This window comes from Streptosporangium sp. DT93, from assembly GCF_049844535.1.
In the GTDB taxonomy this organism is placed as follows: domain Bacteria; phylum Actinomycetota; class Actinomycetes; order Streptosporangiales; family Streptosporangiaceae; genus Streptosporangium.
Window position 1 is genome coordinate 150,276 of sequence record NZ_JBNCLF010000003.1, and the last position, 23,095, is coordinate 173,370.

At 71.6% G+C, this 23,095-nt stretch carries 24 protein-coding genes and 2 tRNA genes; 9 read left to right on the forward strand and 17 right to left on the reverse strand.

The window, feature by feature from the left end:
* Positions 1-16: 16 nt before the first annotated feature.
* From ACLQ2R_RS08495 to ACLQ2R_RS08505, 3 genes are read right to left on the reverse strand one after another with little or no spacing between them, the layout of a single operon-like run.
* Complete coding sequence (locus ACLQ2R_RS08495; protein ID WP_425958807.1) at positions 17-1,018, reverse strand: hydroxyacid dehydrogenase; 1,002 nt, start codon at positions 1,016-1,018, stop codon at positions 17-19.
* Positions 1,015-2,049 carry a LacI family DNA-binding transcriptional regulator gene (locus ACLQ2R_RS08500; RefSeq protein ID WP_425958808.1) on the reverse strand — a complete coding sequence of 345 codons (1,035 nt, stop codon included), beginning with the start codon at positions 2,047-2,049 and terminating at the stop codon, positions 1,015-1,017. The genes ACLQ2R_RS08495 and ACLQ2R_RS08500 overlap by 4 nt, the downstream gene beginning before the upstream one ends.
* A complete protein-coding gene (locus tag ACLQ2R_RS08505) occupies positions 2,046-4,034 on the reverse strand; it encodes a DUF2264 domain-containing protein (RefSeq protein ID WP_425958809.1) in 1,989 nt (662 codons plus the stop codon). Before ACLQ2R_RS08505 ends, ACLQ2R_RS08500 begins: the two co-directional genes overlap by 4 nt.
* Positions 4,035-4,325: 291 nt before the next feature.
* On the opposite strand from ACLQ2R_RS08505, the gene ACLQ2R_RS08510 reads away from it, so the two are divergent.
* From ACLQ2R_RS08510 to ACLQ2R_RS08530, 5 genes are all read left to right on the forward strand, one after another.
* Entirely contained in the window at positions 4,326-5,612 is a 1,287-nt protein-coding gene (locus ACLQ2R_RS08510; RefSeq protein WP_425958810.1) for an ABC transporter substrate-binding protein, read from the forward strand.
* The gene (locus ACLQ2R_RS08515) at positions 5,609-6,640 is read left to right on the forward strand and encodes a carbohydrate ABC transporter permease (protein WP_425958811.1); all 1,032 of its coding nucleotides are present in this window, start codon (positions 5,609-5,611) and stop codon (positions 6,638-6,640) included. The genes ACLQ2R_RS08510 and ACLQ2R_RS08515 overlap by 4 nt, the downstream gene beginning before the upstream one ends.
* On the forward strand, positions 6,637-7,530 hold the full coding sequence (locus ACLQ2R_RS08520; RefSeq protein ID WP_425958812.1) for a carbohydrate ABC transporter permease: 894 nt from the start codon (positions 6,637-6,639) through the stop codon (positions 7,528-7,530). The genes ACLQ2R_RS08515 and ACLQ2R_RS08520 overlap by 4 nt, the downstream gene beginning before the upstream one ends.
* Positions 7,531-7,555: 25 nt before the next feature.
* A complete protein-coding gene (locus tag ACLQ2R_RS08525; protein WP_425958813.1) occupies positions 7,556-9,061 on the forward strand; it encodes an RICIN domain-containing protein in 1,506 nt (501 codons plus the stop codon).
* 317 nt (positions 9,062-9,378) lie between these two features.
* Positions 9,379-10,245 carry a hypothetical protein gene (locus ACLQ2R_RS08530; RefSeq protein ID WP_425958814.1) on the forward strand — a complete coding sequence of 289 codons (867 nt, stop codon included), beginning with the start codon at positions 9,379-9,381 and terminating at the stop codon, positions 10,243-10,245.
* 141 nt (positions 10,246-10,386) lie between these two features.
* Here ACLQ2R_RS08530 and ACLQ2R_RS08535 read toward each other — a convergent pair.
* Positions 10,387-10,463, reverse strand: a tRNA-Lys gene (locus ACLQ2R_RS08535).
* A 274-nt stretch (positions 10,464-10,737) separates the two neighbouring features.
* Between ACLQ2R_RS08535 and ACLQ2R_RS08540 the strand changes: the two genes are divergently transcribed.
* Positions 10,738-11,109: a PRC-barrel domain-containing protein gene (locus ACLQ2R_RS08540; protein ID WP_425958815.1), complete on the forward strand. Its 372-nt coding sequence runs from the start codon at positions 10,738-10,740 to the stop codon at positions 11,107-11,109.
* A 123-nt stretch (positions 11,110-11,232) separates the two neighbouring features.
* Here the strand turns inward: ACLQ2R_RS08540 and ACLQ2R_RS08545 are convergent, their stop codons facing one another.
* Complete coding sequence (locus tag ACLQ2R_RS08545; RefSeq protein ID WP_425958816.1) at positions 11,233-11,826, reverse strand: nucleotidyltransferase family protein; 594 nt, start codon at positions 11,824-11,826, stop codon at positions 11,233-11,235.
* Positions 11,827-11,892: 66 nt separating this feature from the next.
* On the opposite strand from ACLQ2R_RS08545, the gene ACLQ2R_RS08550 reads away from it, so the two are divergent.
* Positions 11,893-12,405 (forward strand): DUF6328 family protein, encoded by a 513-nt coding sequence (locus ACLQ2R_RS08550; protein WP_425958817.1) that lies wholly within the window; start codon positions 11,893-11,895, stop codon positions 12,403-12,405.
* A 22-nt stretch (positions 12,406-12,427) separates the two neighbouring features.
* A complete protein-coding gene (locus ACLQ2R_RS08555; RefSeq protein ID WP_184719841.1) occupies positions 12,428-12,577 on the forward strand; it encodes a GPGG-motif small membrane protein in 150 nt (49 codons plus the stop codon).
* 338 nt (positions 12,578-12,915) lie between these two features.
* Here the strand turns inward: ACLQ2R_RS08555 and ACLQ2R_RS08560 are convergent, their stop codons facing one another.
* The 3 genes from ACLQ2R_RS08560 to ACLQ2R_RS08570 form a co-directional block, all read right to left on the reverse strand.
* Positions 12,916-13,473, reverse strand: a complete 558-nt coding sequence (locus ACLQ2R_RS08560) for an SMI1/KNR4 family protein (RefSeq protein ID WP_425958819.1) — start codon at positions 13,471-13,473, stop codon at positions 12,916-12,918.
* 340 nt (positions 13,474-13,813) lie between these two features.
* The gene (locus tag ACLQ2R_RS08565; protein ID WP_425958820.1) at positions 13,814-14,527 is read right to left on the reverse strand and encodes a metallophosphoesterase family protein; all 714 of its coding nucleotides are present in this window, start codon (positions 14,525-14,527) and stop codon (positions 13,814-13,816) included.
* Entirely contained in the window at positions 14,524-14,769 is a 246-nt protein-coding gene (locus ACLQ2R_RS08570; RefSeq protein ID WP_386242094.1) for a BON domain-containing protein, read from the reverse strand. Before ACLQ2R_RS08570 ends, ACLQ2R_RS08565 begins: the two co-directional genes overlap by 4 nt.
* A 144-nt stretch (positions 14,770-14,913) precedes the next feature.
* Here ACLQ2R_RS08570 and ACLQ2R_RS08575 point away from each other — a divergent pair, with 144 nt between their 5' ends.
* Positions 14,914-16,212 (forward strand): glycosyltransferase, encoded by a 1,299-nt coding sequence (locus ACLQ2R_RS08575; protein WP_425958822.1) that lies wholly within the window; start codon positions 14,914-14,916, stop codon positions 16,210-16,212.
* 266 nt (positions 16,213-16,478) lie between these two features.
* On the opposite strand, the gene ACLQ2R_RS08580 is transcribed toward ACLQ2R_RS08575, so the two are convergent.
* From ACLQ2R_RS08580 to ACLQ2R_RS08620, 9 genes are all read right to left on the reverse strand, one after another.
* Positions 16,479-16,730, reverse strand: coding sequence for a DUF4235 domain-containing protein (locus tag ACLQ2R_RS08580; protein ID WP_399186284.1), 252 nt, complete (start codon positions 16,728-16,730; stop codon positions 16,479-16,481).
* Positions 16,731-16,870: 140 nt separating this feature from the next.
* Entirely contained in the window at positions 16,871-17,137 is a 267-nt protein-coding gene (locus ACLQ2R_RS08585) for a DUF6458 family protein (RefSeq protein ID WP_386242102.1), read from the reverse strand.
* A 316-nt stretch (positions 17,138-17,453) separates the two neighbouring features.
* Positions 17,454-18,116: a DUF305 domain-containing protein gene (locus ACLQ2R_RS08590; protein ID WP_425958823.1), complete on the reverse strand. Its 663-nt coding sequence runs from the start codon at positions 18,114-18,116 to the stop codon at positions 17,454-17,456.
* A 199-nt stretch (positions 18,117-18,315) separates the two neighbouring features.
* Entirely contained in the window at positions 18,316-19,191 is an 876-nt protein-coding gene (locus ACLQ2R_RS08595; protein WP_386242110.1) for a lytic polysaccharide monooxygenase, read from the reverse strand.
* A 273-nt stretch (positions 19,192-19,464) separates the two neighbouring features.
* Positions 19,465-20,322 carry a 3-methyladenine DNA glycosylase gene (locus ACLQ2R_RS08600; protein ID WP_425958824.1) on the reverse strand — a complete coding sequence of 286 codons (858 nt, stop codon included), beginning with the start codon at positions 20,320-20,322 and terminating at the stop codon, positions 19,465-19,467.
* A 102-nt stretch (positions 20,323-20,424) separates the two neighbouring features.
* Positions 20,425-20,498 (reverse strand) — tRNA-Lys (locus tag ACLQ2R_RS08605).
* Between the two features lie 501 nt (positions 20,499-20,999).
* Entirely contained in the window at positions 21,000-21,395 is a 396-nt protein-coding gene (locus ACLQ2R_RS08610) for an OsmC family protein (protein ID WP_425958825.1), read from the reverse strand.
* Between the two features lie 100 nt (positions 21,396-21,495).
* Entirely contained in the window at positions 21,496-21,780 is a 285-nt protein-coding gene (locus tag ACLQ2R_RS08615; RefSeq protein ID WP_386242118.1) for a hypothetical protein, read from the reverse strand.
* A gap of 57 nt (positions 21,781-21,837) precedes the next feature.
* Positions 21,838-23,043 (reverse strand): NADP-dependent oxidoreductase, encoded by a 1,206-nt coding sequence (locus tag ACLQ2R_RS08620; protein WP_425958826.1) that lies wholly within the window; start codon positions 23,041-23,043, stop codon positions 21,838-21,840.
* Between the last annotated feature and the right edge of the window lie 52 nt (positions 23,044-23,095).

The window sequence follows — 23,095 nt, forward strand, 5'->3', positions numbered from 1 at the left end:
CGTGCCCCGGGGGTGTTCAGGCGATCCGGTCCAGGTCCGACGGCCGGACGGCGCCGCGCAGCGGGCCGCCGCGCGCCAGCCGCTCGACCTCCCCCACCGCGAACTCGCCCAGCCCGCGCAGCTCCCTGCCCCTGGCCCCGCTCAGGTGCGGGGTGACCAGCACGTTCGGCAGGCCGAGCAGCGGGTGCCCGGGGGGCAGCGGTTCGGGGTCGGTCACGTCGAGGACGGCACCGATCCGGCCGCCCGCGCAGTGCCGTACCAGGGCGTCGGTGTCGACGATGGAGCCGCGGGCGGTGTTGACCACCACCGCGCCGTCGCGGAGCAGCGCGAGGCGGCGCCCGTCCAGCAGCCCGCGGGTCTCCGGCAGCGCCGGGGCGTGCACGGTGACCAGCTCGGCCCGGCGGCAGAGCTCGTCCAGCGGCACGCACTCGGCCCCCAGCCCCGCCGCCTCGGCGGGACCCACGTAGGGGTCGCTGAGCAGGACGCGCGCACCCTGCTCGCGCAGCCTCCCCATCACCAGCCGTCCCACCCGGGAGGCGCCGATGACGCCGACGACCGCCCCGTTCAGGCCCCCGCCCGCGCCCGGCGTGGCCACCCCGGGCAGCGCGTCGCCCGACCAGCCGGCCGTGGAGTACGCCCGCGCCCTGGCGAACACCTGCTTGGCGGCCAGTACCAGCATCGCCATGGTGAACTCGGCCACCGGCGGGGCGTTGGCCTCGGCCGCCGAGGAGACCGCGATGCCCCGCTCGAACACCGCCGGGGTCACGTGCCCCTTGACGCTCCCGGCGGCGTGCACGACCGCGCGCAGCCCGGGGGTCCTGGCCAGCACGTCCTCGTCGATCGCCGGGCACCCCCAGCCGGTGATCAGGATCTCCACGTCGAGGGACGCGACGAGGTCGAAGGAGTCGATCACCCCCTCGCGCACCCGCGCGACCCGCGACAGCCGGTCCCGCAGGTCGGGCGGGAAGAGCTCGGGCAGCAGTTCCGGCTGCATGGCGAACGCCGCGGACGGGGTCATCGGACGGCGATCGGACGGACCGAGTCACGGACCACGATGTGGGTGCCCAGGACCGTCGGGCCGGAGCCGTCGCGGCCCAGCGCCATCCGCACCGCCGTCCTGCCGAGCTCGTCGTGCGGCAGGTGCACGGTGGTCAGGCCCAGGTCGAGGGCGGGGGGCACGTCGTCGTAGCCGACGATCGACATGTCCTCGGGCACCCGGAGCCCGTGCTCGCGCAACGCCTGGATCGCTCCCGCCGCCACCAGGTCGTTGCCCGCGAAGATCGCGGTGAAGTCGGCGGGGCCCGCCGACAGCCGCGCGGTCAGCGCGGCGTACCCGGCCTCGCGGGAGAACTCCCCCTCGACCTCCAGCGCGGGGTCGGCGGCGACGCCGTACCCGGCCAGCGCGCTGCGGTAGCCCGCGACCCTGCTGTCGGAGGTGGAGTGCCCGGGACGCGAGGCCAGGTAGAGGATCCTGCGGTGGCCGGCCGAGAGCAGGTGGGAGGTCACCGCGTGGGCGCCTCCGGTGTTGTCGAACCCGACGACCATGGCAGGGCCGCCCTCCTCCAGCGGCGGGCGCCCGCAGAGCACCAGGCGTGAGCCCGCCGCGGCCAGCGAGTGCGCGTACTCCGTCATCCGCTTGCGGTACTCCTCGTCCACCACGACGCTGCCCACCAGGATGACGGCCTCGGCCCGCTGCTCGCGCAGCAGCTGCACGATCGACAGTTCCCTGCCGGTGTCGCCGCCGGTGGTGCAGATCAGCGAGAGCCTGCCCTCCCGCGCCGCCTGCTCCTCCACCCCCTGGGCGATGTAGGCGTAGTAGGGCACGGCCACGCTGTTGACCACGATGGCGATGGCGCCGGGCCGGGCCGCCGAGAGCGCCCTGGCGTGCGCGTTGGGCACGTAGTCCAGGTCGCGGACCGCGCGCATGACCTTTTTGCGGGTGGCGGCCAGCACGGGGTAGTCGCCGGCGAGCACGCGGGAGACCGTGGCCACCGAGACCCCGGCGCGGCCGGCCACGTCCCTGATGGTGACGCGTCTCACCGTGCTCATCCGGCCTCCCAGGTGACGACGTCCCCCTCCGGGCCGCGCCGGCGGTAGCGGGGCCGGTCGCCGAGCTCGACCTCCACCCGCTCGCCGCCGGGCAGGACGATCTCCGCACCGTCCCCGCGTACCCGCAGGTCCGGCATGGTGCCGGGCCACTCGTCACCGAGAGCCACCGGGGCGGCGGGGGCCGGCGCCTCGCCCGGGACGGCCGGGGCGGTGAGGGTCACCAGGGAGGCGAACAGCGCGCTGCCGCCGGGGTGGGCCGCCTCCAGGTACGGGGTCCGCGTGTCCGGCCCGAAGGCGGTGCCGCCGGGCGAGCGGGAGACGCCCTCGCGTTCCCAGCCGTGCAGGGGGACGATCGAGCTCCGCGGCCCTCCGGGGGGCACGGCGTACCCGGCGTCCCGGACGGTGTGCCCGGCCGGCGCGGTGACCCGGTGCACCCGGATCTCGCGGGAGCCGTGCACGACCGAGGCGGTCACCACCACGACCTTCCCGCCGGGCAGGGTGTCGTCGGTGTAGCGCGAGGCGGCGAACCGGTCGGCCGTCCCGATCCGCTCGACGCGGCGGCGACGGCTCGCGGTGCCGTCCGGCGCGACGACGGCCAGGTGGTTGTCGACGACCGGGCGGTCGCCGGTCGCCCCGTCGCCGGTTTCCCCGTCGCCGGTGGTCCCGTCGCCGGTGGTCCCGTGGTCGTCGGGGGTCACGCGGTCGTCGGGAGCCGTCCAGGCGCTCGTGCCCCGGCCGCCGTTCCCGGTGACGACCGGCGCGGTGTGGGTGGAGTAGGCGAGCCTGGCGTAGTGCGGGTCGTCGACGGCCTCGGCCGGGGGCGGCGCGTTGTGGTCGCTGCCGTGGTTGAGCAGCCGGACGATCCCGTCGCGCCGGGTGGAGTGCAGCAGCCAGCCGGGCGCGGGCAGGGCCGTGACCCGGTCGGCCGTCTCCACCGGGGCGGGCTCCTCGGTCGCCGTCCAGACCGGGTGATCGGCGGGAAGCAGCAGGCCGGCGAAGCCCTTGCTCGCCCAGTACGGCGACGCGGGCCCGGAGTAGGGCTGGGTGACCGGCAGGAACGGACCGTGCCAGCCCAGGCTGAGCAGCCCGTCCGCGCCCACGGCCCCGTTGTCCAGGAAGTGCCGCAGGGCGCCGCTGGCCAGCCGCCGGGTCGTGCCCGGCGAGAGCGGGGTGGCGTCGAAGAGCTCGCCGAGCCACAGCGGTGCCGCCGCGGCGAACCGGTAGGTCAGCGAGCGGCCCTGGTGGACCGGGGCGCCGTCGGCGGCGAAGAGGCGCGCGTACCCCTCCAGGAACAGGCGGAGCCGGTCGCGGTAGACGCCGGCGGGCGCGCCCGACATACGCGTCCACCAGAGCGTGTACAGGTGCATGGCCCAGCCACAGTAGTAGTCGTAGTTCTGGCCGTCGCCGTCGGTGTACCACCCGTCGCCGACGTACCAGCCCTCGACCTGCTCCAGCGCCTCGGCGATCTCCGCCGGGTCGTGCGGGGCGCCGACGTTGGCGAGGAACTGCTGGATGACCACCTTGAACAGCACCCAGTTGCACGGCCAGGTCCGGGTGCCGACGATGCCGCCCAGCCATGCGGCCAGGCGTTCGCGCACGTCCGGGGCGAGGGTGTCGTAGAGCCCGCTCTCGTGCAGCGCCAGGGCGATCGACGCGGCCTCGACGATCTGCTGGGAGTTGTCGGTCAGCGCGGGCCAGGCGTGGGGGCAGGCGGGGTCGGTGCCGCTCGCCAGCCCCTCGGCGTAGCGCTCCAGCACCGCGCCGTCGCCCCGGAACGCGGCGAGCAGGAACGTGCGGGCGAAGCCCTCCAGGCCGTCCGACTCCGGGCCCGCCCAGCTCTGCCTGCCCGGCAGCCGGATCTGCGCGAACCCGGGCACCGCGTACGGCACGACGGCCTCCAGCAGGCCGTCGGCCGCGGCGAGCCAGTGCTCGCGGGTGTAGCCGGTGCGCGGGGAGGCGACCCGATCGTCAGGCGGCAGTCTCATGACACTCCCGGGCCAGGTAACCGGTTACTAGATGTCGCCCCGACGCTAAGAGCTCTCCCGCCGGGGCGTCAAGAGCGCACCCGAGGCTTTGTAACGAAAAGTTAACAGATGGCGAACCTTCGCCGATATCAGTCCAGACCAGAGCCTTACGGTCTGACAGATCAGGAGGTTCGGCGTTAACCCGAACCTTGACGACGCCTGATCACACGTCTAGCGTCCGCCTCAGACGTCTAAGTAACCGGTTACCTGACATCGGCGCCGTTCCGTCCCCCCACGCGAGAGGTGACCCCGATGGACAGTCCCCCTACCCGCCGCGGATTCCTGAAGGGGTCCGTGCTCTTCGTCGCCGGCGCCGCCGTCTCCGCCTGCTCCGGCGGCGACCCGATGGCCAAGGCGGGCGGCGCCTCCCCCGCCGGCGCCCCCAAGATCACGCTGAACCACTGGTACCACGAGTACGGCGAGGCCGGCACCCAGCAGGCGGCCATGCGCTACGCCGCCGAGTTCACCAAGGCCAATCCGGACATCGCCGTCAAGGTCTCCTGGATTCCCGGCGACTACGGGACCAAGTGGACGGCCGCGGTGCTCACCCCGGGCGGCCCGGACGTCTACGAGGTCAACGACGTCAGCCCGAACATGGTCAAGGCGAACCAGGTCACCCCGCTCGACGACGTCCTCGGCGCGGAGAGGTCCGACTTCAACCCTGCGGTGATGGAGCCGTACACCTGGGGCGGCAAGGTCTACGCCGTTCCCATGGTCGTCGACCTGATGCTGCTCTTCTACCGCCCGTCCCTGTTCCAGAAGGCCGGGCTGCCCCTCCCGACCACCTTCGACGAGCTGGCCGGTGCGGCCAAGAAGCTCACCGTGGACAGGCAGAAGGGCCTGTTCGTCGGGAACGACGGGGTCGGCCCGCTGGCCACGGTCGTCCCGTGGTCCAACGGCAACCCGCTGGTCCAGGGCCGGAAGATCGTCTACGACGACCCGGCGGTGGTCGAGGTGCTGACCTCGCTGAAGGGCCTCTACGACGCCAAGGCCACCCTGCAGGGCTACTCCACCGACTGGTGGGACCCGGGCGCGCTCGTCACCGGCGCCGCCGCCATGCAGTGGGGCGGCATGTGGGCCGTGCCCGCCCTGACCGAGGCGCTCGGCGACGACGTCGGCGCCTTCCCGCTGCCCGCGTTCGACTCCGGCGGCAAGCCGGTGGTGAACATGGGCGGCTGGGTGCAGGTCGTCAACGGCAGGAGCGCCAACCTGGAGGCCGCCAAGCGCTACGTCCGCTGGCTGTGGGTGGAGAACACCGCCGCGCAGACCGACTGGAACCTCGGCTACGGCTTCCACCTCCCGCCGCGCACCAGCATCGCCACCCAGGCCGACAAGCTGCGGACCGGGCTCGCCAAGTCCGTGATGGACGCCACCGCCGCCAACGGCGTCAAGCAGCCGGCCCTGTGGACGCCCGAGGTGCGCCAGCCGTACACCGACGCGGTCACCGCGATCGTCAAGAAGGACGCCGACCCCGCCAGGACGCTCGCCGAGGCGGCCAAGCGCTCCCAGGACATCCTCGACCGGATGCCCGCGCTGTGAACCCGGCCCCCGCGACCGAGGCGCCCTCCGGCGAGGAGGCCGGCGGGCCCGCGCCGGGGCGTACGGGGCGGACAGGGCCGGGCGGGCGAGCAGCGGGACGGGCGGGGCGGGCGCGGCGCTGGCCCGCCTGGCGCGCGTTCCTCGTCCTGACGCTGCCGATGGTGGCCGGGCTGTTCGTGTTCAAGTACGTGGCGATCGGCTGGGGTCTGCTGCTCAGCTTCAACGAGGCGCGCGGCACGATCAGCCTGGGTGCCTGGAACGGCCTGGAGAACTACCGGCGCCTGCTGACCGACCCGGCGTTCACCAGGTCCCTGGTCACGATCGTGGTGTTCACGCTCATCGTCGTGCCGGTGACGTTCGCGTTCGCGCTGGGCCTGGCCGTGCTGGTGAACCGCCTGCGCGGGGGCCGGGCGTTCTTCCGGACGACCTTCTTCATCCCGGCGGCCGTCTCGTACGTGGTCGGCGCCCTGGTGTGGAAGATGAGCCTGTTCAGCGGCACGCCCTCGGGGGTGGCCAACAGCCTGGCCTACCTGCTCGGGTACGAGGAGTCGATCGGCTGGGTCGCCACCGTGGACCCGCCGCTGTACTGGATCGTGCTGGTCACCGTCCGGCTCTGGCTGCAGACCGGCTTCTACATGATCCTCTTCCTGGCCGGGATCCAGCAGATCCCCGCCCAGCTGTACGAGGCCGCGCGGGTCGACGGCGCCGAGTCGGGATGGCGGCTGTTCCGTCACATCACCTGGCCGATGCTGCGCAACACCTCGGTGGCGGTCACCCTGCTGCTGATCATCAACGCCTTCCAGGCGTTCGACGAGTTCTACAACATCCTCGCCTCCAACCTGTCGGGGCTGGGCGGCGCGGACGGCAGGACCCCGCTGATCTACCTGTTCCAGACCGCGCTCGGCGAGCAGAACTACGGCGCGGGCTCGGCGGGCGCGTTCGTCGTCACCCTGCTCATCGTGGCCTTCACCCTGCTGCAGGGCCGCTTCGCCGGTTTCGGCAGGACGGCCGAGGAGGAGGCCCGATGACGTCCGTGACCCCCGTGACCCTCGTGACCCCCGCGCCGCCCGTGCCGCCCGTGCCGCCCGCGAGGCGGGTGGGAGGGCGGAACCTGGGCTCCTACCTGGCGGCCGTGGTGCTCGCGGTGCCGTTCCTGCTCCCGTTCTACCTGCTGCTCCGCAACGCGCTGATGAGCAAACGGGAACTCGGCTCGCTGGAGTGGCACTGGTGGCCCGAGACCGTGAGTCTCCAGGGGTTCGCCGACGCCTTCGGCAACGAGGCCGTGCCGCTCGCCCACGCGCTGTGGAACTCCATGCTGATCTCGGCGATCTCCGCGCCGGTCGCGACGCTGCTGGCCTCCATGGCCGGGTACGGCCTGGCCCGGATCCCGGTCCGCGCGTCCAGGCCGGTGTTCTTCTTCATCATCGTCACGATGATGGTGCCGGGCGCCGCGACGTTCATCCCCACGTTCGTCGTGGTGGGCTCGATGGGCGGGGTGAACACGCTGTGGGGGCTCATCGTCCCCGGCCTGTTCAGCGCGTTCGCCGTGCTGCTGTTCCGCGGGTTCTACCTGCGATTCCCGCGCGAGCTGGAGGACGCGGGCCGGGTGGACGGCCTGGGTCACCTGGGTCTCTACCTGCGGCTGGCGCTGCCGAACTCGGGCGCGCTGTTCGCCTCGCTGGGCATCCTGTCCTTCATCGAGCACTGGAACGCCTTCCTGTGGCCGCTGGTCATCGGCCAGGACCCGGAGTACTGGACCGTGCAGGTGGCGCTCTCCACCAACCTCAACCAGCAGGCGGTCAACCTGCCGGCGCTCTTCGCCGGGGCCCTGGTGGCCATCCTGCCCCTGGTCGCCCTCTTCCTCGTCGCCCAGCGCTACATCGTCAGGGGCGTCCTGCTCAGCGGCGTCAAAGGCTGAACCCCCCTTCGAGAGGAGTCCTCTCATGTCCCGCCCCCGCCTTCTCCCCCTGCTGTCCGCACTCTGCCTCGTCCTGACCGGCGCGGCGGCCGGCGCCGTCCCCGTTCAGGCCGCGTCGGCCCGGACCGGTTCCGTCCAGAGCGCACCGCTTCGGGCCGGTTCCGTCCAGGCCACCTCCGCCCGGGTCGCGCCGGTCACGGTGCCGGTCGGCGCGCCCTTCACCGACACCTCCGGCAACGCGCTGCACGCCCACGGCGGCGGCGTGGTCAAGGTCGGCGCGTACTACTACTGGTTCGGGGAGAACCGCAACGCCAACGGCACGTTCCGCTACGTCTCGGCGTACCGGTCGGCCGACCTGAGGAACTGGGAGTTCCGCAACCACGTGCTGACCCAGTCCAGCGCGGCCGAGCTGCGGGTCGCCAACATCGAGCGGCCGAAGGTCGTCTTCAACGCGAGCACCGGCCAGTTCGTCATGTGGATGCACAAGGAGAACGGCAGCGACTACGGCGAGGCGCGGGCGGCCGTGGCGGTCTCCTCCACGGTGGACGGGAACTACACCTACCTGCGCAGCTTCCGGCCGCTCGGGCACATGTCCCGGGACATCACCACGTTCGTGGACACCGACGGCACCGGTTACATGATCTCGGCCGCCGACGAGAACTACGACCTGCACGTCTACCGGCTGACCGCGAACTACACCGACGTCGCGGCCCTGGTACGCGCCTGGGACGGCGACCACCGCGAGGCGCCCGCCCTGTTCAAGCGCAACGGCGTCTACTTCATGCTGACCTCCGGCGCGACCGGCTGGAGCCCCAACCAGGCGAAGTACGCCACCGCGACCGGCATCACCGGCACCTGGAGCGCCTGGCAGAACGCGGGCGACGGCCTCACCTTCGGCTCGCAGCCCGCCTACGTCCTGCCCGTGCAGGGCAGCCAGGGCACCTCCTACCTGTACCTGGGCGACCGGTGGGCCGGAGCCTGGGGCGGTCCGGTCAACGACTCCCGGTACGTGTGGCTGCCGGTGCAGTTCTCCGGGAACACGACGATGAGCCTGAGCAACGCCCGCCAGCTCACCGTCGACGCGGCGGCCGGGACGATCGCCGCCGTCGGCTCCGGCTACGACCGGCTCGCCGTGCGCCACTCCGGCAAGTGCGCCGACGTCAAGGACCAGTCCACCGCCGACAACGCCGCCGTGATCCAGTACACCTGCGGGGGCGGCACCAACCAGCAGTGGCGCATCCAGACGATCGGCGGCGGCTACGTCCAGATCGTCGCCCGCCACTCGGCGAGATGCCTGGACGTCAGCGGCGTGAGCACCGCCGACGGCGCCGCGATCCACCAGTACGGCTGCGGCACGGGAACCAACCAGCAGTTCACCCTGGCCGACGCCGGAGGCGGTTACCTGCGGCTGGTCGCCCGCCACTCGGGCAAGTGCGTGGACCTGCCGAGCGCCTCCCAGGACAACGTCCAGTTCAAGCAGTATCCCTGCGGCACGGGCACCAACCAGCAGTTCACCCGCACCGCGCTCTGACCCCGCGACGGCGACCTGCCTTTTCCCTCCCCGCCCGCGTCCCCGTCTCCCGCCCTGCCCCCGATCCCCGTCTCCGCCCGTCCTCCCGTCCGCCCGCCCGTCCGCCCGTTCGTCCGTCCGTCCGTTCGTCCCGTTTCCGTAGCCGTTTCCGTCCTCCGCTCCCGTCTCGCGTACCGGCCCTCCGCACGCGAGGCGGAACTTACTAGCGCACTTCACTAAACAAGACAAGAAAGTGTCCAAATGCGGACATGATGGCAACCGAAGATCCTTGTGATGCGTCTCCATTGATGCCCTATGTGTCGCAAGCAGGAGTCGCCGTGCGAGCCCCCTCTGTCCTGTCCGCCGTCCTCCTGGCATGCGGCCCGGTCCTGCTGCCCCTTCCGGCCCACGCGGCCGTCCCCGAGACACCGCGGGTCCGGGCCGCGGCCGCGCACGTGTTCACCACCATCGTGGACTACACGTGCACGTCCGAGGGTGAGACCCAGCCGCAGAGCATCAAGGTCCAGGTCGAGCTGACGATGCCGACCGCCGCCACGCCGAACACGCAGGCGACCATCGGGTGGCGCGGGACCTACACGGGCGGCACCGGGCTGAAGGCCCCCGCCGCCGGGCTCACGACCGGCAGCTCGCTGTACGCGTCCGCGGGCATCAGCGGCATGTCCGGGCTGACCTCCGCCACCGGGGTCGGCACGCTCACCGCGGTCGAGGCGAACCAGGTCATCCCGCTGCCGACGGCCACGGTCGAGCTGAAGACCACCCCCTCCGCCGCCGGGACGGGCCTGGTGAAGCCGGGCGCCCTGAACTTCGGGACCACCCCCCAGAGTGCGGTGATCGAATGCGACGCGATCAACAAGGACCTCCTGACCACCTACGACCTCGTGGTCGGCGAAACCGGCGGGACGTCCCCGGCCACCGACACCGACACCGGCACGGACACCGGCACGGACACTGACACCGGGACCGGAACCGGGACCACCACTGACACGGGCACCGACACGGGCACCGACACCGACACCGAGGACGCGGCGGGTGGCGAGGTGGACGAGACCCCGGCGGGATCGGCCGCGACCGGGGGCGGCGGTGAGGCCGGGCCCGACGGCCGGCCGCTCGTGGTGACCGGCTCCCTGCTCGTCTTCACCGCCGTCGGCGGACTCCTGATGCGCCGCCGCCGCATCGCGCGCTGACCAGGGCCGCCGTCACCGACGCCCCACCCGTACTCAACCCCGGGCCCGAGTTCCGACCCGGGCCCGGGAGCGTCCGGGCCCGGAACGCCGAAAGGCCCGGGTTCCGGCTTGATCATCAAGCCGGAACCCGGGCCTTCGTGCTGGTGCGCCGCCAGGGACTCGAACCCCGGACCCGCTGATTAAGAGTCAGCTGCTCTAACCAACTGAGCTAGCGGCGCCCGACCTGGACAAGACTACCGGACCTCACGTCATGGTTCGTACATCCTTCGCTCTGCCGCCTTCATCCGACATGACGGCCTTCTGTCTCTCGTCAGACGATGGCACGAAATATCGGGATCAAGCTGGCGTTCTGCCGGGGAAACGGGGCCGCGGGCAGGGTGTTGTAGCCCCTCCGACATGGGCAGACGTCGTTTAGGGCCCCTGGCCCGGGTACGAAAGCCCCGGGTACGAAAGCGGAGCCCAGGGAGTCACGTTCAAGGGAGATGTCCGACCATGCAGCCTGAACTCTGGAACTACCGAGCCGACGTCTACGGCCAGGACAGGACGCTCGACGTCGCGGGCTACCACGTCGAGGCCACCGACGGGAAGATCGGCTCCGTCGACGAGGCGACCTACGACGTCGGCCAGAGCTATCTGGTCGTCGACACCGGGCCCTGGATCTTCGGCAAGAAGGTCCTCCTGCCGGCGAGCACGGTCACCCAGATCGACCCTCAGGAGAAGAAGATCTACGTCGCGCGGACCAAGGAAGAGATCAAGGACGGCCCCGAGTTCGACGAGACCGGCTTCAGGGAGCCCGCGTACCGCGACCGGGTCGGCGAGTACTACGGCCGCTTCCCGTTCGGCGGCGGGCCGGGCACGCTCTGACCTGCCACGTTCCGGCCCGGGACGTCCCGGGCCGGCGATAGACGAGGACCCCGCCACGGCGGGGTCCTTCCCGTTTCCATACCGTCCGGGGTCGGTTCAGATCACCCGGGTCTCAGGACGGCCTCAGGGCCAGCTCGGATCACCAGAGCTGTCGAGGGGACCCGGCAGGATCCCGAGGCGTTCCAGGAGGATCAGGAAGGTCGAGGCGTAGGGAGAGTCCTGCACGACGGAAGCGACGCGGTCCCAGTCGACCTGCTCGCGCAGCGCCCGCACCTGCGGCAGCAGGGAACTGTAGTTGCAGCTGTGCTCCGAGAGCGGCAGCAGCCACGAGATCACCAGATCGGTCGCCTCCAGGACCGGCAGGATGACCGCCGACGCCTTCATCGGCTCGGCCCGCTTCAGCAGCTCCGGGGTGACCGGGTGGTCGCAGATGGAGAAGATCAGGTCCACGAGCCTGCCGTCGTCATAGGCCTTGACGAGCCAGTCCTCCGGCGGCTTGGCCGTCTCGAACCCCAGCTTGCTCAACGCCTCCAGGGCGATCGGCACATCCTCCTGGGGGAGGACGAAGTCGACGTCGTGCAGCGAAGGGGCGGCCCCGCGCGCGTACGCGGCACAGCCTCCTGCGAGCGCGAACCTGACATCGGCGTCCTTCAGACCGCTGCTCGCCAGCTTCAGCGTCTCCAGGATCGCGTCGGTGACCTCATGACTGTGTCCCATGGCTCACGCGTACCCCGTAACTCCCCAGGTAGGCATGACAAACCCGCGTCTGGGTAAACGGTGCTCATGTTTCCCCCCGAACACGCACAAAAGGAAGAACCACACCCGGGCGAAAGCCGCAAGGAGCGGGTCGACCGGGAGCTCGGAGAGCTGCTGCAGGGACTGCGCGTCGCGGTCACCGGCGTGCAGGTGCTGTTCGCCTTCCTGCTGACCCTTCCCTTCGCGGCGGGGTTCGACAAGGTGGACGCCCTGGGACACTGGCTGTTCTTCATCGCCCTGCTGAGCGCCGCCGTCGCCTCCGTCTGCTTCATCACCCCCGCGGCACAGCACCGCCTGCTGTTCCGCACCGGGCTGAAGGAGAAGATGCTGCACCGCGCCAACGCGCTCGGCATCGCGGGTGCCGCCGGGCTGGCGGTCGCGATGACCAGCTCGATCGCCCTGGTCGCCGAGACCGTCATCAACGGCTGGCCGGCGGCGATATTCGGCGCCGTCGTGGCTCTGACCAGCATCTGGCTGTGGTTCATCCAACCGATAAGGGATCTGTACCGAACAGAGGATGATGAAGATGTTAAGTCGTGAATTGTGAGGGCAGAGGCGGGTTATGGCTACCTTGCTTTGGATCATCGCAGTCGTTCTCGTCATCTCCGGGATCTACGTCATCCTGGCCCGCCGCGACCTCCTGTGGGGGATCGTCCTCATCGTCCTCGGTTTCCTCGTCGGCCCCGGGGGTGTGAGCATCTTCAATGTCTGACGCGAGCCCAGCGCTCGCCGAAGGCAGAACGTCCGCGGACCCCGTGCCGGCCTGAGGTCAGCACACGAGTGAAGACCGGGCCTCTCGGCCCGTGAAAGAGCAGAATCGAAGTCGCCCCGAATTCCCTTAGAAGCTTCGCGGGCCGGGTATCCCCCCGGCCCGCTTCTTCTTTTCCGGCGCCCTTCCCGCCGTCCACCCGCTCGCGCACTTTCCCCGCGGCACTCCACTGCCGCCACACGCCACCCCATATGCACCTTTTATGCATATATTTAAATATATGTCCGGTATTCCGCGCGGCGGTCCCACCCCCCCGCGCCGGAGCGGGCCGTCGTCCTGCCTCAGGAGACGTCGAACCAGGGCCGGCGCGCGGCCCAGTGCCCGACCCAGCCGGCGAACCCGGAGCCGCCCGTGGTGAGACCGAACTCGGCCCCGAACGGAACGGCCCCCTCACCGGTGACCTGCCAGATGTGCCCCCGGTGCGGCCCGCTGACGACCAGGTGCCAGTACGCCCCGCAGCCGTCGGTGCCCAGAACGATCGAACCGTGGTCGAAGACCGGGCCGAGAAGGGCTTCGAGCTCCTCCCAGGGGCGCGGGTCCGCCTCCCACACCCAGGTCTCCGTCAGCGGGAAGGGACGGGCCAGGACCCGCCGCGGCCGGTCGTCCTCCCGGTCTCCGGGCAGGTCGGCCAGCGGCACGAGCCCCAGGTCCGGCGGCCCCGCGGAGGATCCGTCGCAGACCTCGGCGACGAACGTCCGGTACGGCTCCGGCAGCACGACACCGTGCTCGGCCTCGAAGGCGTGAACGGCGTCCCAGCCCAGAGGCGGTTCGCACGCCCCGGCGTCGAAGGCGGCGCGGAGCACGGCGAGATCGGCGGGATCGGCGCGATCGGTGTTCATGGGGTCATGGATACCACCACGCGCCGACGGGCCACGGTCGCGGACCTCGGGTGGAACCTCAGACGGGGCTTCGGGTGAGACCTCGGGTGGAACCTCAGACGGGGCTTCGGGCGAGACCTCGGGTGGGACCTCACCCCGGAGACGCCGCCCCGGGCGCCCCGCCCCCTGCCCGGTGACGTCCCAGGGGGCGGGTGCGGCCTCGGGGCCTCGCGAACGGCAGTGCCTCTCGCACGCGACAGCACCTCACAGCCGGCGAGACCTCACAGGCGGCGCGGCCTCCGCGAGGACTCGCACGCGGCGGAGCCTCGCGGGCGGCGGGCACCGCGAAGGCGGCCGGGCCCTACAGGCAGTAGACGCCGTACGCCTGGCCGAGGACCGGCAGGGCGACGTTGCGCACCCGGATGCCGCCCGGTGTCACGCCCTTCTCCGTACCGGCGTGCGCGTGCCCGTGAATGATCAGGTCGGCGCCCTCGGCGTCGACCGCCTCGGCCAGCAGGTAGCTGCCGAGGAAGGGATAGATCTCCAGCGGCTCGCCCGCCAGCGTGTCCTTGACGGGCGAGTAGTGCGAGAGCACGACCCTGCGGTCGGCCTCCAGCTCCTTCAGCGCCACCCGCCAGCGTTCCGCGATCCGCTTGGTGTGACCGACGAACGCCTTGATCTCGGGCTCGCCGAAGTCGCTGGCGCACTTGCCCGCGTACCCTCCGCCGAAGCCCTTGCCTCCGACCACGCCGAGCCGCACCCCGTCGATGTCGAGCACCGTGGCGTCGTCGTGCAGGACGTGGATGCCCGCGTCCCGCAGCAGGGCGGCGATCTCGGCGGGCAGGTCGGAGTGGTGGTCGTGGTTGCCCAGCACGGCGACCACGGGGATCGGCAGGTCGCGGAACTCGTCGGCCACCACCCGCCCCTCCTCCAGCGTGCCGTGCCGGGTCAGGTCTCCGGCGAGGAGCAGGACGTCGGCCCGTTCCTCGATGCCCTTGAGCCGCTCGCGGTACTGTCCCCGGAGGCTCTCGTCCAGGTGCACGTCCCCGACCGCGGCGATGCGCAGCTCTCTCACAGCTTCTCCTCCTTCACCGGGTCCCGCACGTCCACGACGTCGATCTCGTTGTGGACGACCAGTCCGGGAGCCGACTCGGCGGCCACCTGGGCGATCAGGTCACTGCGTTCGGCGGCGGTGACCTGACCGCGCAGGTAGAGCTGGTCCCCCCGGACGTCCACCCGGACACCGAGTTCCGTGGTTCTCTCGTCCTCGGCGAGCGCGCTCTGCACGCGCGCCGCGATGTACTGCGGAGCCTCCATCGTCGAACTCCTCTCCGTCCAAAGCAGATCGCCTTCCCGCGTACACCGAGGTCAAACACGTTTAAAGCCCCGGGGAGGGGCAGTGGAGACCCTGTGCCCAGGACGCGGGCACGGCTACCTCGTGCCCCAGGAGGAGACGTGCCCATGCGGGTCGCCATCGTGTCCGAACACGCCAGTCCCCTCGCGACCGTCGGCGGTGCCGACGCGGGAGGCCAGAACGTCCACGTCGCCGCCCTGTCCCTGGCGCTCGCCGGACGCGGGCACGAGGTGACGGTCTACACCCGCCGCGAGTCGCCCTCCCAGGCCGAGGAGACCGTCCTGGCCCCCGGGGTCACCGTGGTCCACGTCCCGGCCGGTCCGGCCGTGGTCCTGCCCAAGGACGACCTGCTCCCCTGGATCCCGGACTTCGGCCGCTGGCTCGCCAGGCGCTGGAGGTCGCGCGCGCAGGCGCCGCCCGACATCGTGCACAGCCACTTCTGGATGAGCGGCCTGGCCGCCCTGGCCGCCGCCCGTGACGCCGGGATCCCCGTCGTCCACACCTTCCACGCCCTCGGTACGGTCAAGCGCCGCCATCAGGGCGCGGCCGACACCAGTCCGCGCGAGCGCGTCGGGGTCGAGACGATGGTCGCCCGCCACGCGGACGCGATCGTGGCGACCTGCTCCGACGAGGTGGAGGAGCTGCGCGGGATGGGCGTGCCCGCCCATCGGACGAGGGTGGTGCCGTGCGGCGTCGACGTCCGTGCCTTCACCCCCGCGGGTCCCCGGGCGGATCTGGGCGCCGGGCCGACCCTGCTCTCCATCGGCCGCCCGGTGCCCCGCAAGGGCGTGGAGACCACGATCCGCGCCCTCGCCGGCGTCCCGGGGGCCACGCTGGTGGTCGCCGGCGGCGACCGGGACGACGCGGAGACCGGACGGCTCGCGCGGGTCGCGGCCGGGTGCGGGGTGGACGGGCGCGTCAGGTTCCTCGGCGGGGTGGCCAGGGAGCGCGTCCCCGGCCTGATGCGCGCGGCGGACATCGTGGTGACCGTGCCCTGGTACGAGCCGTTCGGGATCGTGCCGCTGGAGGCCATGGCCTGTGGCGTGCCGGTGGTGGCCTCGGCCGTGGGCGGGCACCTGGACACCGTGCTGCCCGGCGTCACCGGCGCGCTGGTCCCGCCGCGCGAGCCGTACACGCTGGGCGGCACCCTGCGCCGGCTGCTCGCCGCTCCGGGCCTGCTGGACGCGTACGGCGCCGCCGCGGCCGTCCGGGCACGGGAGCACTACGACTGGGACGGCGTCGCGGCGCGGACGTCGGCCGTCTACGCGGAGGTGCTCTCCCACCGGGCCTCCGGCCGGCGGAGCACCGACCGGCCGGCCACCGACCGCCGCGCCTCCGAGCACAGCCCCTCCGAACGGCACGGCGCCGGACGGGCCCGCGCCGGTGCCCTGGGGTCGGCGCAATAGGGGCCGGCGACATGAGGGCCGGCGCCCCCCGCCCGTACACCGGAGCCGCCTGACCGTCCCCGTCCGGAACACGCGAGGCCCGGTTGTCCGCGAACCCGCCAGGACCCCGTGTACGGAACGCGTCAGCACCCCCTGTCCGGAACGCGCGAGGGCCCCGTCCCTCGAGGGGAACGGGGCCCTGGGCGCGCCGGACCGGCGCTCACCGGTGTGTCACCGGCATCTCGACCGGCGTGGCCGGTCCCGGTCGCCGCTGGTGGCTCTCAGGATCACTTGCCGGTGGCCCTGTGGATGCTTCGTGAGGCCGACCTGTCGATCGCGGCCTTGACCACGCCGAAGATCGCCCCCTGGATGGCGGCGGCGACCAGGACCTCGCGCCAGCCGTACTCCTCGTTCGTCGCCTGAGGCGCGTCGTCCTTACCCGAGGCGAACTTCCAGACCTGCTTGAAGATGGCGCCGGCGATGGCACCACCGAGCATTCCGCTCGCGGCACTCGCACCGCGGGATACGACCCTGCTCAACGTCTCGTCCTCCGTTCGCTTTCACCGAGAAAGAACGGTTACCCGTCCTGAACCGTCCCTAACGGATCCGTTCCGATCGGGGACCGGCGGATCCCCGCCGTGCCGCGGCTCCCCCGGTCCGGGGGAGACGGATCACGGGGTCACACCACGGGCGGGTCGTTGTAGTGGCGCTCCTCGTAGACGCGACGCTGGGCCACCGGGTCGTCGATGACGGTGGTGGCCGTGGAGTCCACGACCGCCCGGCGGGCGAGGCTGAGGCGGTAGACGGCGAACAGCAGCCAGGCGAGGCCGCCGACCATGAGAATGACACCGACGACGTTGATGTCGAATCCGGCGATGTCGAACTCGACCGCCCAGGTGAGAATGGCGCCGAGCATGATGAGAATGATGCCGCCTGCGATGGTCATGGGATCTCCTCCTTCGAGCCAACGTGTGACCATCTATCCCTCCCACGGATCTCAAACGTCACCCGCGGAGGCATCTGCCTGCCGTCGCCTTCCTGCGGTCGTCAGCGGCCCGGCGGCCCGTGAAAGTCGTCCCGCCGAGCCGGGCGTCCCCTGGTCCCGCCGGACGGCAAGGACCCCTGGTCCCACCGGATCACACGGCACCCCTGACCCTGCCGGACCGTACGGAACCTTTGGTCGCGTCGGACCCCGCGGAACCTCCGAACACCGCCGGACCGCACGGAACCCCAGGCCGCGCCGCCGGGCCGGGCGAACCCCTCTACCGGTCGCGCAGGACCAGCATCCGCGCGATCTGCGCCCCGCGTGACACGTCGACCCGTCCGGCCATCTCGGTGACCTGGGAGTGCAGCCCGGTCGCCACCTCCACCCTGGCCATCTGGGAGGCGTCGTCCTGCTGGGCGATCATCATGTCCAGGAACCTCCTCTCGAACTCGGCCGCCGGAGCGGCGGTGAGCGCCTCGATCTCCTCCTCGCTCACCCCGGGCATGCCTCCGTGGGCGGCGTGCTCGTCGTCCTGCGCGGTCGCGGGCTGCCCCCAGCCGGCCAGCAGGGCCGACATCGAGGCGGACTCGCGCTCCTGGGTCACGCCGATCGCCTCGGCCAGCTCCCGCACCTCGGGACGGACCTCCCTCTCGCGGACCAGCCGCACCAGCCCGACCACCTGGGCGTTGTGCGGGACCATCATCTGCAGGAACATCACGTCCTGGGCGTTGAAGGCCACTCCCGCGGCGGTCCCCACCGGCGGTTCGGGCGAGGGGCTGGGCATCCCCCGGCCGACCGCGGCCACGTCGCGCTCACCATGCCCGCCGTGCCCGCCGTGCGCCCCCTGACCCGAGGCGCCGCGCAGCTCCTGGACGTCGTGGGCGCCGCAGCCGGACAGCAGCAGGACACCCAGCACGACCGCCGGTACCGCACTCCTCATCGCAACTCCTTCGAAGGGCGACGGATCCGGCCGGGACGGCCCGCGGGTCACACGGACCGTCCCGGCCGGACCTCACCGGATCTCACCGCGTCTCAGCGCGTCTCACCCGGTCTCGCCGGGCCTCACCGGGTCTCCCCGGATCGAAGACCCGGCTCGGAGACCGGGATCAGGCCAGGATCAGGCCAGGATCAGGCCAGGATCAGAGACGCTGCCACAGGGCCGGGACGTTCGGCGGCTCCCAGCCGGCCAGCGCGGTGTGCGCCTGCAGGCACCGGTAGGTCGCGCCGCCGTAGGTCACCTGGGCGCCCGTCGCGTAGGCGGTGCCCGCCCTCCAGCTGCCACCCGGCTGGCTCGTCGGGGTCACGGTCGGGGTGGGGGTCGGGGTCGGCCTCACCGTGGGGGTCACGGTCGGCGTGGGGGTCGGCGAGGGGCCGGGACCCCCGCCGCCGAACTCCACGTCGGAGCAGGTGTAGAAGGCCTCGGTGCTGCCCACGATGCGCTGCCAGATCGAGAAGATGAGCTGGCGGCCGCTCCGCTGCGGGAGGTTGATCGTCCAGTTGGTGAACTGGGTGGGGTTCTGGTTGTTGAAGGTCCTGATGTGCTCCAGGTCCGACCAGCGCAGCGGCTGGCTCGGGTCCCAGCCCTGCCGGGTGATGTAGAACTCGAAGTTGCTGTTCGCGTGGGGGGCGGTCGCGTGGTAGGTGACGGTCAGCGGTCCCGCCGAGACCCTGGTCGCGGGCCAGTCGGTCCTGGTGAGGTTGAGTCCCCGGTACTTGTCGCGTCCCGCGCCGCAGAGCTGGCCGTCGGGGATGATCTGGCGGTGGTTGCCGCCGGCCTCGAGGCGGGACACCTCGTGCCAGTCGTAGAACGCCTGGGTGCCGCCGGCGGCGACGGCCGCCTTGCACGCCGCCGACTTGGCGGTCTCCGGGCCCTCGGTCTTGCAGACGTAGGCGCGGCTGGGCGGGTTCGACATGGATCCGTGGGCGACCGCCGGGGCGGACGGCACCAGCACGAGCAGGGACCCTACGCTGAGTACTGCGGTGCCTGCGGTGGCAACCTTGTGTCGCAAACGCACGTGGACTCCTCCTGAACGGGGAAATGGGAGGGGGAACATGTCCAACGGGCCGACGGATAGCACGTTATTAACAAGAAACCTTACTAACAGTTCCCTTCCGGGCGCCAGCCGTTCAAGGAAGATTCCCTGCACGCGAAGGCCGTGCGCCACGCGTGTGACAACCGGCCAGGCGACGGACCCCGGTCACCGGCCGAGGCCATGGCGAGCGGTCCGGGCCGGGGAGAACAGCCGGTCGGACCAGGGCGAGCGGCCCGGGACGGGACGAGCGGCCGGTCAGGTCAGGGCGAGCAGCCGGTCGCACTCCCCCAGCAGCCGCTCGCGCAGCGGAGCGGCCCGCTCGAAGAAGCCGCGCTGGGCGGCCACGTACTCCGCGCGGCCGTCGGTGGTCTCCACCTGGATCGGCCGGTACCCCAGGGCGCTCAGGTCGTACGGGCTGGCCCGCATGTCCACGGTCCGGATGTCGCGGGCGAGCGCGAAGCAGTCGGCGACCAGCTCGCTGCCGACCAGCGGCGACAGCTTGTAGGCCCACTTGTACAGGTCCATGTTGGCGTGCAGGCAGCCCGGCTGCTCCAGCTCCCGCTGGAGCTCGCGGGTCGGCTGGATCACGTTGAGCGGGCGGGCCGGAGCCGTGAAGAACCGGAACGCGTCGAAGTGCCCGCACCGCACCCCGCGCCGGTCGACGATCTCCTCGATCCGCTCGGGGGAGAGCCGGAGCGGGAAGGAGGAGTGCCGGATCTCCTCCTCCGAGGTCCGGTAGACCATCGCCCACTCGTGCATCCCGAAGCAGCCCAGGTGCGGCGCCCGGCTCGCGGTGGCGGCGAGCAGGTCCCTGATCCAGCCGATCACGGCCGCGCGCCGGGGCAGCAGCTCTCCGAGGTCCAGTACGGCACCCTCGGCGTCGTCGCGGTAGTGGGCCCCGAAGGAACGCGCGCCGGCCAGGACCACCCCTGCCCCGGGATGCCACTGCAGCAGGCGTCCGGGCCGGAAGCTGTAGTAGGTGAACAGGAAGTCCTCGATCGGGTGGGCGACCCGCTCCTGGCCGCGGCGCAGATGCGGCTCGATCCAGGCACCGACGCGGTCCCGGTGCGCCCGGTCCCGGCGCCGCCACTCCTGCTCGCTCAGCACGTCCATACCGGCATCGTAGGAAGCTCCGGCCGGTGAGCGGTAAACGTCACGTGGGGGGCATGAAGAAAGCCCAGGCCGGACGTGCCGGCCTGGGCTTCCTGGATGTTGTGCGCCGCCAGGGACTCGAACCCCGGACCCGCTGATTAAGAGTCAGCTGCTCTAACCAACTGAGCTAGCGGCGCTTGCAACGGAGGTAACTCTAGCAGCAGCCTCGGAGTGCTCGCATCCCGGTTGATCCCCGCCGGCGACGCCGCCCGGCCGGCGTCCGGGACAAGATTCGGGGCCGGACAGTCCCCCAACTGTCCGGCCCCGATCTCTGTGCGGGCTGTGCCTTCGTCTCCCCCAAGACTCCGGCGGCTCCGCTAGGAACGCGATCCCCCTCGCGTCCTTATCCGGTGAAAAGCTCTTGCGGTTCCGGGGCTTTCCAACCCCTCGACCTGCAACCACACTACCTGGCCAAATGTAACGTGCGCGTCATCCAAAGGTTGATTTTGCGCCTACACCCAACCTTGACCCGGTATCGCCGAAGCGCCGCCTTCCCCGGCTGACACGCGGGAATCCGGCTTCGAAGATCGGATCTCATTGGTTCGGGTTCCGGTTTCATTGGTTCGCCCCCCGGCGTCCCTCCCGTCCCGGACCCGGCGCTCCTCCCCCGTCCCGGCGCCCCGGCACGACAGGTGTCCTCAGGGGAGTTCGAGGTGGATCTCGGTGTTCTCCCTCAGCGCCCGGCTCACCGTGCAGTACCTCTCCTCGACCCGGCGGGCCACGGCGTCGAGGACCTCCGCGGCCTTCTCGTCGCCCTCGGGCAGCTCCACGTCGTAGGTGATGGTGATCGGCCCCAGCCTGGTGGCCTCGATCTTCTCGGCGTGGACGGTCATCGCCAGGCGGGCCATGCGGTGGCCGCGCTGGGCGGTCAGCGGCTCCACGGTGACGATGTTGCAGCCTCCGAGCGCCGCCAGCAGTAGTTCGACGGGGGTGAACGTGCCCTGCTCGTCCCCGCTGCCCATGACGACCTCGGCTCCGCGGTCGTTGCGCGCCACGAAGCCGTCCTCGGTCCGTTCCACCCTCACCTGTGCCATGGCGTCCTCTCCAACCCTGTCCCGGATGCCAGGACTGTCCTGATCCGCCGATCACCCTACCGAGGGGCCGAACCGGGACGACCGACGGAGGCCCTCCGGCTCAGGCCTCCGGGTGTTTGGACAGGTACTCGATGTAGAACGGCCGCAGGGCCTCGCCCAGCTCCCCGTGTCCCGAGGCCATGGCGTCGCTGAGCAGGGCCGAGACCCGGCTGAGGTCGCTGGCCGTCTGTTCCTCGTTGCCCGTGGAGGCCTCGGCCGCCGGAATCAGCGTGAGCAGTTCCCACAGGAAGCCGAGATCTCCGTGGTGCACGGCGTAGTGGACCGCGCGATCGTGCAGTTGCTGGGCCGACAGCGCCTCAAGCTCGTCCGTTTCCAACAGACCCACCCCCTCACGCCCCTTCTGCCCCGAGAATGTGGACGTCATGCGCGATCCCGGTACGCGTCATCGGTTCCCCAGCCGGACCACCATCTTTCCGGTGTTGGCCCCGCCCAGCATGTCGATGAAGGCCTGCGGGGCGTTCTCCAGGCCGTCCACGACGGTCTCGGTGAAGGCCACCTTCCCCTCACGGATCCAGGCGCCCACCTCGGCGATCATGTCGGGCGTCCGGTCCAGGTGATCGGAGACGATGAATCCCCGCAGGGTGAGCCGCTTGCCCACGGCCAGGCCGAGATTGTCCGGGCCGGGTACGGGACCGGTGGCGTTGTAGGCGGAGATCGCCCCGCACATCGCGACCCTGCCGTGCGTTCTCAGCGCGCCGATGGCCGCACGGAGGTGATCGCCGCCGACGTTGTCGAAGTAGAGGTCGATCCCGTCGGGGGCGACCCTGGCGAGCTGTTCGTCGACCGCGCCGTCGTGGTAGTCGAAGGCCGCGTCGTAGCCGAGGTCGCCGAGCAGGTGGGCGATCTTCTCCGGGGACCCGGCGCTGCCCACCACCCGCGAGGCCCCCTTCAGGCGGGCGATCTGCCCGGCCAGGCTCCCCACGGCCCCGGCCGCGCCCGACACGAACACCACGTCCCCCTCCTTCAGGCCCGCGATGTCGAGCAGCCCCACGTACGCGGTCAGGGCCGTCATGCCGAGGGCGCCGAGGTAGACCGAGAGCGGGACGCCGGGAATCTCCTCGACCGTGCGGGCCTGCCCGGCGTCGATCACGGCGTACTCGCGCCAGCCCTGTCCGTGGACGACCACGTCCCCGGGTGAGAGGCCGGGCGCGCGGGAGACGACCACCTCGCCGAGGGCGCCCCCGTCGAGCGGTTCACCGATCCGGAAGGGCGGCACGTACGACCTGCTGTCGTTCATGCGTCCCCGCATGTAGGGGTCGACGCTCATGAAGAGGTTGCGGACCAGGACCTCGCCGTCCTCGGGGGCCGGCAGGTCGATCTCGGCCAGTTCGAAGTTCTCCGGGACCGGCGGGCCGGAGGGACGCGACGCGAGCCGCACCTCCCGGGAGACCGTACGACCGGCGGCCCGTTCCCGCCGCCCGGCCGAGGCGGAGCCGGTGCTCGCCTCCCCGTGCCCGCCCGCGCCCTGCCCGCTCGCACCCTGCCCACTCGTACTCTGCCCGCTCGTACTCTGCCCACCGGCGTCCTGCCCGCCCGTGCCCTGGCCGGTTCCGGCCGGACGACCGGTGGACGATCCGTTTTCTGGCATGTCCGCCCCCTTGCTGGCCTCATCCGTGATTCATGTCTCCCACCTGGGCTTT

Bases quoted from the DNA above. Each gene is read 5' to 3' on its own strand.
- ACLQ2R_RS08495 (WP_425958807.1), bottom strand. From the start codon at position 1,018: ATGACCCCGTCCGCGGCGTTCGCCATGCAGCCGGAACTGCTGCCCGAG.
- ACLQ2R_RS08500 (WP_425958808.1), bottom strand. From the start codon at position 2,049: ATGAGCACGGTGAGACGCGTCACCATCAGGGACGTGGCCGGCCGCGCC.
- ACLQ2R_RS08505 (WP_425958809.1), bottom strand. From the start codon at position 4,034: ATGAGACTGCCGCCTGACGATCGGGTCGCCTCCCCGCGCACCGGCTAC.
- ACLQ2R_RS08510 (WP_425958810.1), top strand. From the start codon at position 4,326: ATGGACAGTCCCCCTACCCGCCGCGGATTCCTGAAGGGGTCCGTGCTC.
- ACLQ2R_RS08520 (WP_425958812.1), top strand. From the start codon at position 6,637: ATGACGTCCGTGACCCCCGTGACCCTCGTGACCCCCGCGCCGCCCGTG.
- ACLQ2R_RS08525 (WP_425958813.1), top strand. From the start codon at position 7,556: ATGTCCCGCCCCCGCCTTCTCCCCCTGCTGTCCGCACTCTGCCTCGTC.
- ACLQ2R_RS08540 (WP_425958815.1), top strand. From the start codon at position 10,738: ATGCAGCCTGAACTCTGGAACTACCGAGCCGACGTCTACGGCCAGGAC.
- ACLQ2R_RS08545 (WP_425958816.1), bottom strand. From the start codon at position 11,826: ATGGGACACAGTCATGAGGTCACCGACGCGATCCTGGAGACGCTGAAG.
- ACLQ2R_RS08550 (WP_425958817.1), top strand. From the start codon at position 11,893: ATGTTTCCCCCCGAACACGCACAAAAGGAAGAACCACACCCGGGCGAA.
- ACLQ2R_RS08555 (WP_184719841.1), top strand. From the start codon at position 12,428: ATGGCTACCTTGCTTTGGATCATCGCAGTCGTTCTCGTCATCTCCGGG.
- ACLQ2R_RS08560 (WP_425958819.1), bottom strand. From the start codon at position 13,473: ATGAACACCGATCGCGCCGATCCCGCCGATCTCGCCGTGCTCCGCGCC.
- ACLQ2R_RS08570 (WP_386242094.1), bottom strand. From the start codon at position 14,769: ATGGAGGCTCCGCAGTACATCGCGGCGCGCGTGCAGAGCGCGCTCGCC.
- ACLQ2R_RS08575 (WP_425958822.1), top strand. From the start codon at position 14,914: ATGCGGGTCGCCATCGTGTCCGAACACGCCAGTCCCCTCGCGACCGTC.
- ACLQ2R_RS08585 (WP_386242102.1), bottom strand. From the start codon at position 17,137: ATGACCATCGCAGGCGGCATCATTCTCATCATGCTCGGCGCCATTCTC.
- ACLQ2R_RS08590 (WP_425958823.1), bottom strand. From the start codon at position 18,116: ATGAGGAGTGCGGTACCGGCGGTCGTGCTGGGTGTCCTGCTGCTGTCC.
- ACLQ2R_RS08600 (WP_425958824.1), bottom strand. From the start codon at position 20,322: ATGGACGTGCTGAGCGAGCAGGAGTGGCGGCGCCGGGACCGGGCGCAC.
- ACLQ2R_RS08610 (WP_425958825.1), bottom strand. From the start codon at position 21,395: ATGGCACAGGTGAGGGTGGAACGGACCGAGGACGGCTTCGTGGCGCGC.
- ACLQ2R_RS08620 (WP_425958826.1), bottom strand. From the start codon at position 23,043: ATGCCAGAAAACGGATCGTCCACCGGTCGTCCGGCCGGAACCGGCCAG.